Annotated in this window: 15 protein-coding genes; all 15 read right to left on the bottom strand. The window is 47.1% G+C overall.

The annotated features are described in order from the left end of the window. Entirely contained in the window at window positions 1–1,086 is a 1,086-nt protein-coding gene (gene flhB, locus GLV97_RS07800) for a flagellar biosynthesis protein FlhB (protein WP_160840261.1), read from the bottom strand. Window positions 1,087–1,092: 6 nt separating this feature from the next. Beyond that, window positions 1,093–1,869 carry a flagellar biosynthetic protein FliR gene (gene fliR / locus GLV97_RS07805; RefSeq protein ID WP_160835618.1) on the bottom strand — a complete coding sequence of 259 codons (777 nt, stop codon included), beginning with the start codon at window positions 1,867–1,869 and terminating at the stop codon, window positions 1,093–1,095. After that, complete coding sequence (gene fliQ, locus GLV97_RS07810; protein ID WP_160835617.1) at window positions 1,866–2,141, bottom strand: flagellar biosynthesis protein FliQ; 276 nt, start codon at window positions 2,139–2,141, stop codon at window positions 1,866–1,868. The genes fliR and fliQ overlap by 4 nt, the downstream gene beginning before the upstream one ends. 11 nt (window positions 2,142–2,152) lie before the next feature. Beyond that, window positions 2,153–2,818 (bottom strand): flagellar type III secretion system pore protein FliP, encoded by a 666-nt coding sequence (gene fliP / locus GLV97_RS07815; protein WP_160840259.1) that lies wholly within the window; start codon window positions 2,816–2,818, stop codon window positions 2,153–2,155. After that, window positions 2,811–3,461 carry a flagellar biosynthetic protein FliO gene (locus GLV97_RS07820; RefSeq protein ID WP_160889449.1) on the bottom strand — a complete coding sequence of 217 codons (651 nt, stop codon included), beginning with the start codon at window positions 3,459–3,461 and terminating at the stop codon, window positions 2,811–2,813. The genes fliP and GLV97_RS07820 overlap by 8 nt, the downstream gene beginning before the upstream one ends. 13 nt (window positions 3,462–3,474) lie before the next feature. Beyond that, the gene (locus tag GLV97_RS07825) at window positions 3,475–3,837 is read right to left on the bottom strand and encodes a response regulator (RefSeq protein ID WP_160835614.1); all 363 of its coding nucleotides are present in this window, start codon (window positions 3,835–3,837) and stop codon (window positions 3,475–3,477) included. A 30-nt stretch (window positions 3,838–3,867) separates the two neighbouring features. Continuing rightward, window positions 3,868–5,058 (bottom strand): flagellar motor switch phosphatase FliY, encoded by a 1,191-nt coding sequence (gene fliY, locus GLV97_RS07830; protein WP_160889450.1) that lies wholly within the window; start codon window positions 5,056–5,058, stop codon window positions 3,868–3,870. After that, window positions 5,051–6,052, bottom strand: coding sequence for a flagellar motor switch protein FliM (gene fliM / locus GLV97_RS07835; protein WP_160889451.1), 1,002 nt, complete (start codon window positions 6,050–6,052; stop codon window positions 5,051–5,053). Before fliM ends, fliY begins: the two co-directional genes overlap by 8 nt. 21 nt (window positions 6,053–6,073) lie before the next feature. Further along, on the bottom strand, window positions 6,074–6,490 hold the full coding sequence (fliL, locus tag GLV97_RS07840) for a flagellar basal body-associated protein FliL (RefSeq protein WP_202409571.1): 417 nt from the start codon (window positions 6,488–6,490) through the stop codon (window positions 6,074–6,076). A 4-nt stretch (window positions 6,491–6,494) separates the two neighbouring features. Next, complete coding sequence (locus GLV97_RS07845) at window positions 6,495–6,704, bottom strand: flagellar FlbD family protein (protein ID WP_160835610.1); 210 nt, start codon at window positions 6,702–6,704, stop codon at window positions 6,495–6,497. 35 nt (window positions 6,705–6,739) lie between these two features. Beyond that, entirely contained in the window at window positions 6,740–7,633 is an 894-nt protein-coding gene (flgG, locus tag GLV97_RS07850; RefSeq protein WP_160889452.1) for a flagellar basal body rod protein FlgG, read from the bottom strand. A gap of 271 nt (window positions 7,634–7,904) precedes the next feature. Next, a complete protein-coding gene (gene flgD, locus GLV97_RS07855) occupies window positions 7,905–8,348 on the bottom strand; it encodes a flagellar hook assembly protein FlgD (protein ID WP_160889453.1) in 444 nt (147 codons plus the stop codon). Continuing rightward, window positions 8,345–9,559 (bottom strand): flagellar hook-length control protein FliK, encoded by a 1,215-nt coding sequence (locus tag GLV97_RS20265; RefSeq protein WP_160889454.1) that lies wholly within the window; start codon window positions 9,557–9,559, stop codon window positions 8,345–8,347. Before GLV97_RS20265 ends, flgD begins: the two co-directional genes overlap by 4 nt. Window positions 9,560–9,748: 189 nt before the next feature. Then, complete coding sequence (locus GLV97_RS07865) at window positions 9,749–10,333, bottom strand: MotE family protein (protein ID WP_160889455.1); 585 nt, start codon at window positions 10,331–10,333, stop codon at window positions 9,749–9,751. 4 nt (window positions 10,334–10,337) lie between these two features. After that, window positions 10,338–10,790 (bottom strand): flagellar export protein FliJ, encoded by a 453-nt coding sequence (gene fliJ / locus GLV97_RS07870; RefSeq protein ID WP_160835605.1) that lies wholly within the window; start codon window positions 10,788–10,790, stop codon window positions 10,338–10,340. Window positions 10,791–10,797 lie beyond the last annotated feature (7 nt).

A 10,797-nucleotide genomic window follows, 5' to 3' on the forward strand; every position in this document is an offset into this window, starting at 1 on the left:
TTAAATCTTTTCCTGCAGCTGGTAGACGTAGGCAAGTATTTCAGCAACCGCTTTAAAGAACTCTTCCTCAATCGGCTTATCTAATTCACATTCGGCGTAAAGCGATCTCGCCAGCGTCCTGTTCTCCACCGTCACAATATCGTGAGCCCTGGCAATGTCCTTGATTTTGAGAGCGAGGAAATCCACGCCCTTGGCTACGACAATCGGAGCATCGGATTCCTGCTCATCATACTTCACCGCCACCGCATAATGAGTGGGGTTTGTAATGACGACATCAGCCTGAGGTACTTCACTCATCATCCTCGACGCTGACATCCGGCGCTGCTTTTCCTTAATTTTCGCTTTGATTTGAGGGTCTCCCTCTATGTTTTTATACTCATCCTTAATATCTTTTTTGGACATGCGGATGTTCTTCTCGTGATCATAGCGCTGATATGTATAATCCAGAATAGATAGGAACAGCAAGGCGAGGGCTGAAGCAATGCCCATGATGACAGTAATCGTACCGAAGAAGGACAGCGCTTCTTCCACCGATTTCAGAGACATCATCATCATCTGATCTTTGTTCACCCAGATGATTGAGAAGGTGATCACCCCGACAATGCTGATTTTCAACAGAGACTTTACCAATTCCACAAGGGCGCGTGCCGAAAAAATCCGCTTGGCTCCTTTGATGGGATCGATTTTTTTTAAGTCCGCTTTTAACGGCTCTCCTGTGAACAAGACTCCTACTTGAAGAAGGTTGGAAGCGATCCCTGCAGCGACCGCAATTCCCATAAGCGGAGCTGTCACCTTTGCGGTTTCCAGCGTCATTTCCACAAAAATGGTATGGGTCTGCTCCTGTGTTAAGTCCAGATGCACATAATAAGTGAAAGCGTGGCGGTATAGGTCCAAGACCGCATCCTTCATATGTCCACCGAGCAGGAACAGGCCGCCGAACATCAACAACAGCAGAAAACCCGTGTTTACATCCTGGCTTTTGGGCACCTGCCCTTTCTTTCTCGTATCCTGCCTCTTTTTAGGCGTTGCTTTTTCCGTCTTTTCATCGGCTGCGAAATATTGCAGGTCCAATTTCATCGTCAGCATCGCTCATCAGCCTCCAAGTACATCCATAAACCCCCGCATGGTTTCCAGCATGGTTTCGAACAAAATCTGAATCAAATAAACATAAAAGCTCATAGCTATAACGAGAACAGACAGCGCAGCGAAAATTTTCAGAGGCAGTCCGACGACAAATACATTCAACTGCGGCACTGTACGGGCGACAATTCCAAGGGCGATATCTACGAGAAACAGACATCCCACAATGGGAACCGCCATCAAGAAGGACGTCACAAACATTTTATTGAAAGATTGAATGACAAACATCACCCATCCTTCTTCTTTTAAAGGAAGGAACTGATCAACAGCAATAAACTGATAGCTGTAGAATATACCGTCAATCATCATATGATGGCCATCGACGACTAATATAAACAACAAGGTTATGATATACATATACTGGCCCACCAAAGGACTCTGAGCCCCTGTTTGCGGGTCGATCACATTGGCCACTGCAAAGCCCATTTGAAAATCGATAAATCCGCCCGCTATTTGAATGGCTCCTAAAATAATATAGGCAAGCAGCCCCACCCCAAGCCCGACAGCAGCTTCCTTTAATAGAAGAAGAAAATACGTCCCGTCCACTGTCAGTTCAGGAACGGGAAGGGTGAAAATCATAAGGGCTGCTAAAAAAAAGCTGAACCCTACTTTATGTGTGACCGGAACTGTCCGATAAGAAAACAAAGGCAGCGATGCAAAGAAAGCCGTCACCCGGACGAAGACCAGCAGAAAAGCCGGCAGATTTACGAGCGCCATCGATTCGATCATACTGAGCCCACCAGCATATTCAGGTTATTAAAGATTTCCGCTGTGAATTCAACCATATTCGTAAGCATCCACGGGCCAAAGACGATCAAGCCGATCAATACAGCTACTATTTTAGGAATAAAAGCAAGGGTCTGTTCCTGAATCTGCGTTGTAGCCTGAAATATACTTACAATCAGTCCTACAGCCAATGCTAGGATGAGCAGAGGGCCTGAGATCAGCAGCACCGTGTAAATTCCTTCCTTGGCAAATGAGATAACCATATTACTATTCATTGTGGTTCCTCCTAAAAGCCTTCCAGCAAGGATTTGGTGATTAAGAACCATCCGTCCACGAGGACAAACAGCAGTATTTTAAACGGCAGGGAAATCATGACCGGCGGAAGCATCATCATTCCCATCGACATCAACACACTGGCGACAGCCATATCAATGACTAAAAACGGGACGAAAATCATGAACCCCATTTGAAAAGCGGTTTTCAGTTCACTGATTGCAAAAGCCGGCACCAGTGTGGTGAGCGGCACTTCCTGGATTGAGGATGGCGCTTCAAGCCCGGAATAATTCATAAACAACGCCAGATCCTTCTGTCTTGTGTGTCTGCCCATGAACTCCTTCATTGGCGCACTCGCTTCGTCATACGCTTCATCCAGTGTGATCTCCTCATTAAACAGCGGGGTTAAGGCCTGCTCGTTGACTTCCTCAAACGTGGGAGCCATGATGAAGAACGTCAAAAACAAAGCAATTCCGATCAACACCTGGTTGGGCGGCATCTGCTGGGTGGCCAGCGATGTCCGCACAAAAGACAAAACAATAAGAATTCTAGTAAAGCTCGTCATTAAAATCAGCAGTCCCGGAGCCAGTGATAAAACCGTTAACAGGAGCAGCAGTTTGACTGAGGTAGCAATGTTTTCAGGATCTGAACTTGTGAATATATCAACAAATTCATTCATTTTCCTGCTCCCTCCTTTTTCTCTCTGCTGCTTTTTTCTGTTTGTTTTTCATATCGTTCAACTGGGTTTCAAAAAGCTGCTGAAATTGAAGGGTAGAGGCGTGCTTTCCCGCCCTTTGCTGACGGCGGGGTTTCCCCAGCAGGTTTTTCATGGAGGCCCCTGGTGTCGAAGCTGCCTGTTCCTTTTTCTGAAAAGAGGCCTTCGTATCCGGATCCGTAATTTCAGTGATCAATTCCACCGTATCCCCCACACCTAATAGAAACACCTGCTCCCCCACTCGTACAGCCTGAACAGAACGATTGGGGCCGACACTCATACCTTCAAGGTTTTCCATTATCCTCGATTGATTCAACCACTGGTTTTTTCGATTGAATGCCTTAAGCAGACCGTAAATCAGAGCTACGACAAAAACCAGGGCCATCCCGAGCTTTAGGAAGTTCCACAGGAGCGAAGGCTGGTTTCCAGCTGTTCCGTCTGCGGTTCCGGATGCGTCCGCTTCTCCGTCTGCCCCAGGGCAGCCCTCCAGTGCCGGATTTGACAGACATTCATTCACAGAGGGCTGGGCTGCCGCTTCCAAAGGAAAACCAGCCAGCAGAAGAACAGCTGCCATCAACAATGCTGATATTCTTGGTGCAGAAAACATCATAGTCCCTGCTTCAGCTTAATGCTTTCTGAATCGCTTCAATCACACGGTCTGCCTGGAAGGGCTTCACAATAAAGTCCTTCGCACCAGCCTGAATGGCATCTACAACCATGGCCTGCTGTCCCATAGCTGAGCACATAATGACTTTAGCATCCGGATGGACGGCTTTGATTTCCTTCAGGGCTGTAATTCCATCCATTTCCGGCATCGTGATATCCATCGTCACAAGATCCGGCTTTTCTTCTTTATAAAGCTCTACAGCCTTCTGCCCATCTTCTGCTTCCCCGGCAATTTCATACCCGTTCTTTGTCAGAATATCTTTCACCATCATCCGCATAAAAGCGGCATCATCTACAACTAATATTCGTTCTCCCATTACTCTTCCTCCTGTCTTATCGTTCCTGCATTATCGTAATTTTGTAAGGCGGTCTTTTGGACTTAAAATATCCGTCACCCGCACCCCGAAGTTCTCATCGATAACGACGACTTCCCCTTTAGCCATCAGCTTTTCGTTTATATGAATATCGACCGGCTCTCCCGCGAGTTTATCCAGTTCCACGACAGACCCTGCGGATAATTCAAGAATTTCCTTAACCGTCCGTTTCGTTCTCCCGAGTTCTACGGTCACTTTTAAGGGGATATCCATCAGCATATCAAGGTTCTTTTGAGCTGTTCCTGCCAATGAGGTAGGTTCGAACTGTTGGAACTGGGCATGATGAACGTCCGCTTCCCGGGCGCTTCTGCCCCCCGGCCCTCCGACATACTGGGGTTCGGCCGGCTGTCCATCAGGATCCGGATGTGATACCTCCCTATCCTGCGGCACCTGGGCAGAAGGCTGCGGCTTCTCTTCTGCAGCAGATTCCCCCTGCTCTTTTCTTTCATCAAAAATAACTGATTCACCTGTTTGAGAGCTTTCTGGATCAAGCAGCTGCTCTACAAGGTTCTTAGCAAATGGCAGAGGGATCAGCTGCATGATTTTTGAGTCAATCAACGTTCCGACTTTCAATTGAAAAGCGACATTGACCAACGTTTCATCTTCAGGGATCATCTCTTTTCCAGAATCATCCCCCAGGTCCAGAACATTGATTGAAGGTGGTGAGATATCCACTTTTTTATGAAAAATGGTGGACATACTGGTCGCTGCCGATCCCATCATCTGGTTCATCGCTTCCTGTACCGCGCTTAAAGCAATTTCGCTCAGGTTCTCATCAGGGTCCAATCCATCACCGCCGAGCATGAGATCAGCGATAATGGCCGCGTCTTTCGTCTTCATTACAAACACATTTTCTCCTGTAAACCCTGCCGTATAGGTTACTCCTACAGCTACATGCGGCTTTGGAAATTCTGCCGCTAAATCCTTCCGGTACACCACCGATATTTCCGGCGTAGTAATTGCTACTTTTTGATTGAGGAGAGAAGACAGCGCTGTTGCTGAGCTGCCGAAGGATATATTTCCAATCTCTCCAAGTGCATCTTCCTCAAGAATGGCCAGATGCGACTGTTTAGGGGACAACCCCGGCTCTTCTTGATTGTCCTTGTCACCTCCGCCATTCAATAGCGCATCAATTTCGTCCTGGGATAACATGTCATCACTCATCTTCCCCGCCTCCTTCTGTATACTCCTCTAAGATTTGAACAGCCATTTTACTTTTCACCTGTCCCGGCTGAATATAAAATTTCGGCTCCTCATCCACTTTCATAATCATTGGCTGCTCAATGGATTGATTAAGACGGATCACATCTTCTGCGTCAAGATTCAAAAATTGTTCAATACTCATATCCGCCTCGCCAAGAAGTGCCCGCACATCCAATTCCGCCCCCTGAATGGTCCGGGTGATCGCTTCATATTCCAGCGGATTTCTTTCTTTAGACGGTTCTTTCTGCATCCAGTAATGAACAGAAAGTTTCGGTATAACCGGCTCTAATACGACATGTGGAATACAAACGTTGATCATGCCGCTCGTTTCCCCGATAGTTGTATTCAATGAGACAACGATGACTGTTTCATTGGGAGAAACCATCTGAAGAAATTGAGGGTTCACTTCAAACTCCTCCAGCATAGGCTCGATATCTACGATGGAGCCCCATGCCTCCTGATAATTTTCAAGCGCCCGTTCAAACAAATGCGACATAATCGTTGTTTCGATTTCGGTTAAATTATCCACCTTGTTCACACTGCTCCCCCGGCCTCCAAGGACACGGTCCAGCATGGCATAGGCCACATTCGGGTTGGCTTCAAGCAGAATCCTTCCTTCCAATGGAGAAACGCTGAAGATATTCAATATGGTCATGGTTGGAATCGATCGAATGAATTCCTCATATGGGAGCTGGTCCACCGATGCCACCTCGATATCCACATACGTGCGTAACTGTGCTGAAAAATAAGTCGTCAGCAGCCTGGAGAAATTTTCGTGGATTCTGGAAAGGCTGCGCACCTGATCCTTGGAAAACCTCAAGGCCCGCTTAAAGTCATACACCCTTACTTTCTTTTCCTGTTCTTCTTTTTTTAACTCCTCAGCGTCCATCTCTCCTGAAGATAACGCTGATAGAAGGGAATCAATTTCATTTTGTGAGAGAACCTCTTCCGCCAAACCTTCTCCCCCTTCCTTCTGTTATTGAAGGACTTTGTTAACGGTATAAACCTCCGTGACCCTGCCTTCTTCCAGCAGTTCGTTCATCTTTACTTTCATCTTTTTCTCTAAATCAGAGATTCCAGATTGAAAGTTTTCCGATTCCATCACAGATAGTTCCTTAATCAATGTATTCTTGATCTGGAAATCTCTCTTTTCCATTTCTTTTTTCGTATCCTTGCTGTCTGTCACCACTTGAAAGCTGATTCTTACATAGCTTCCATCCTTTAAGTCTGTAGTCATCTCCTCTGTTACAAAAGAGGCCTCCCGGATGTCATCAATGCTGCGTTCTCCAGCTGTTTCTTGTCCGCCATTGACATTTAAGACAAAAACCAGGGCGGCAGCACCGAGAATCGTTAATGTGCTTAGCGTGATGATCATCACCTTGAACACGTTCATCCTTTTACTCACCTGCCTTATCTACAGCTTGGATCAGACCTATACTGCGGAAATAGTCCGTTACCTTCAGAGCCACTTCTTCCTCTGATTCCAAAACGAGAAATGTACGACCGCCTGCTGTAGTAATGGTCGTATCCGGATTGGATTGGACTTGTTCTATGTAAACCGCATTATAGGTAAAGGATTGTCCGTTTAACTTGGTCAGTGTAATCATAGAAAGGTGGAGGGTGGGAAACCCTCCATCAATCCTTACCGCTTCAGATTTACAAGTTCCTGGAGAATCTCATCAGAAGTGGTGATGATTTTCGTATTCGCCTGGAACCCGCGCTGGGACGTAATCATTTCGGTGAACTGATCAGCAAGATCGACGTTGGACATTTCCAGTGCGCCTGCGATCATTCCGCCTGTTCCATTTTGGCCGGCGATGGATAAATCATCGAGACTGTTTAATCCGTCCTCCGTGCCATCCGCACTCAAGAGCCCGGAGTTTGGTGTTGCCCGATACTCATTACCGCCGATTTTTTCAAGACCACCCGGGTTGGAAAAGTTGGCAAGCATAATCTGACCCGCCTGCTGGACTACATTGTTGGCATCAATGTAATTAACGGTCCCGTCGGTTTGAACATTGAAGCTCTGGGCATCATCAGGAATAGTAATTGCTCCTTCGTCCCCCATGACGTATTTCCCACTGTTATTGACTAAAGCTCCATCATCATCCAAGTAAAAATTACCGGCTCTAGTGAAGCTGATTTGAAGCTGGGAAAGGTCTGTATTACCTCCCTGCACATTAACTCCAGCAGTTCCAGCTTCTGCAAGAACGAACATGCCGTCGCCTTCAAGTGCAAGATCAAGCGGACGGCCGGTGGACTGGCGGTTCCCCTGAGTATGGATCGTATCAATAGACCCGATCTGCGTACCCAGCCCGACCTGGGAAGCATTCAGACCCCCCGTCACATTTCCACCGCTGCCATTTTCAATCGGACCTTGTGCATTGGACATCGTCTGGCTCATCATATCCTGAAAGGTTACGCGCCCCTGCTTAAAGCCGTATGTGTTTACGTTGGCAATGTTATTGCCGATTGTATCTAATTTCGTTTGAAAACCTTTCATTCCAGAAACTCCTGAATAGAGTGAACGTAGCATGTTATGAACATTCCTTTCGGGTTTAGTGCCGGTGCTTCGGTCAATCCGATCCGGCTGAGGCTTCCCTTCACACGGGTCCAGCCTATATATGAATAAAAACGGCACTTCATATTCGTACGGAAATACGGGAGGGGTTATCCTCCTATTCACCGATGTTATCATTGTACGGCTGTCCCTATTGAAGACAGGCGCCGCCTTCCTTCTCAGACTAAGGGGTGCTGACACGTTTCCCTTTGAAAGGCGGCTGGCCCTCCTGTTTTTTTCCGATCTATTAAGTCTCCTGCTTTCCTGAACCGTTCTTTTGACCAACCTTCGTTACATCCTGAACATCTACAAGGCTGCCGGACTGCAGTTCAACATACGTACCGTCTTCTTTCTGGGTAACTGCTGCCACGACATCTGTTTTCAATTCTCCCTGATCTTTGGAGGAGTACGTGATTTCCTTTCCAATCAGGCCGCTGTATGTAATCAATGAAGACATGTTCTGCTGTTCCGTAAACGATTGAAAAGCTGTCGACATATTCGTCATCTGCTCGAGGCTTGAAAACTGCGTCATTTGAGAGACGAACTCCTGATCTTTCATCGGATCAAGCGGGTTTTGATTTTGAATTTGTGTCATCAGGATTTTCAGGAAATCATCCTTTTCAAGGGTGCTGCTTCCTGATGTGTGAGTCTGCTGATTCTTTAAATATAACGACGGATCTATCGAGGTCACGGGATCACCTGCACTTTCTCATTCATTAAAAGATCTTGAAAAGAGGCCGCTTCCTCTTTTTCCTCCTCTTCTTCATTCACCTGCCGCATGTCTTCTTCCTTTTGGCTGGATTCATCAGAAAATCCATGCTCATCAGGTGACTGCTGACTGGAAGGGATTTGAGGAAAGACCCAGGTTTCACTCTTTTCAACGACGACCTGCTGAGGAGAAAACATAGGTCTCAGGTGATGGAGATTTCCTTCAAGCATTTCCTTGGCTGCCTGTGTCTGCACCATCATTTTGACGATCATCTCTCCATCCTGCCGGATAACCTGTACCATCATATTTCCGAGACTCCCCGGCTTCAATTGGATGTGCATTTCCTTGTGACCCGTCGAATTTGAAAAGAGGCGGCTGTTCTGAACCATCTGCTCCAGCTCCTGCAGAAAGCCGGGAGGGCGGGCCTGATCATTTTTTGTTTGATTTACATGAAGCACGTATTGTTCCACTTTAGACATGACGCCTGAAACTTCCGGCCAGGAAGATGCAGAGGAACGATCACCCGCACTGTTTAATGCTTCCTGAACCCATCTGCCAAGGTTTTTTTCCGTCAAAGGGTTCTGCTGCTGATACGTTGGAGGAAGCTTCTGATGCTGATCCAATCGCGCAGCAAGCTGATGAAATAAACGCCTTTCAAGCGGTGCGCCTTTGAACACCCGATCCAGCACATCCGATTCTACTGAATCCACCGATGCCTGCTTGACAGCCTTGGTCAATGACAGCAGGATTTTCTTTACGTCAGCACCCACCTGCCCGCCGTTCCTTCCAGCATCAACAACTTGACTGAACTGGTTAGAGTAAAAACGCAGCGTCTGTTCGACGTTCATAGAAGCAGAGGGTGACACACGATTAAGAACACCTTGGAACAGGAGTGCCATATCCTTTATACCGGCGGCCGCATCCATCTCCTGAGCAGCGTCCGGATTAGCTGGAAGCGCCTCTTTCACCTTTTCTTCGGAAGAAAAAGCACCAGAGCTTAAGTACCTTCCGGCCGGGATGGGCAGCTTATCCGGGGGGGCCTTCAGAAACTCCTGGAGTTCTTCTTGAATTCCGCGCCGTTGATTATGCAGCTGGAGATCGGCGGCGCTGAACTCAGATTCGGGATCACCGGACTCTGACCTTTGCATACGATGGCTGATCAGCTTCTGAATGTTGTCTGATAACTCTTGCACGCGTCCTTTCGTCCATTTGCTATTCCCGGTTTTCTCTGCTTCCGCCCCGGTGACAGATTGGAGAGCCTGCTTAAATGGGACACCTTCTGTTTTTGGCCTAGTGCGATTGTACGGCTGGGCAGCGATCGTTTTTGGTAATACCGTAAAAAACGTGTTAATCTTTTTTTCCCTCCCTTCCAGACCTGCTGCTTACTCTTCCATTAAACGTACGGCGATATCTGCCGCTGCGGTTGATTCCATAGCACCCAGAATATCTCCGCGCTCTTTACCTGTAATCTCCTTAAGAACGAGTACAGCTTGATCCTGGTTCATTTCCTGTAAAATAGGAGCGGCATCTTCTGCATCCATTTCACGGAACGAAAGAGCCAGATCCTTCACAGCATCTTCCTGTTCCTCGTTCTCTGCTGAAGGCTGTGAAGTCTGCTCCAAATCGGCCTCCAGCTGCAGAATTTGTCTGTCCTTTTCTTCCATTAAAGCCTCTTTTTCTGAAACCTCTTGTTTCAATTGGTTAATTTCAGCTTCTTTGTTAGCCAGCGATGCTTCCATGCGGTCGCTTTCTCCCTCGGCCGTTTCGGTCTTATCAATGGAGGCGATCATGGAAAGGCCTGGAATATGGGCGGCAGCTTTTTCGATTTCTTTGGAAACACTGACCCCCGTCAAAGTCAGCGCCGTCCATGCGAGGACGATGAGAAAAATGAAAGGAATGAGGACAGCGAGCAGAATTTTACCAGGGGAGCGTTCTTTCATTTGATTGTTCTTCAATTTCTCAGCCATACCATCACCTATTGAAAAATTTCATGTATTGATTCATGGACAGTTCATCCATATGTCTATGTTCTTCATGCTTCATCCACTGCATATGCTCTTCTTCCTTCATATCTATTAATTTCTCGTATTTTTTCACTTCGACGTAGGCGTCTGTTAATACGTGCCGGGCGTGTTCCATTTTCAACCGCGCCTGTTGGACGGAAGGTTGAAGATCATCGAGGGCGCTGTCCAGATGTTCGATGTACTGACGGTGCTGAACAAAGGCGTGGGCCTGAACGGACCCGTGTGATAAGGTATCGTTAAACTGCTCAACTGCCTGTTCTTTTTCTCTAAGCTTTTCATAAAGCGCACCCGCTTGCTCTTCGAAGGTTTCCACCGCTGATTGGTAATCTTTTTGTTTCTCATGCTTATCTTTATCTCTCAAGTCTTTAATCTTTTGATAGGTCTCAACAACTGCCGGCATTTCGATA

This window comes from Halobacillus litoralis (assembly GCF_009856355.1).
Taxonomy (GTDB): domain Bacteria; phylum Bacillota; class Bacilli; order Bacillales; family Halobacillaceae; genus Halobacillus; species Halobacillus litoralis_B.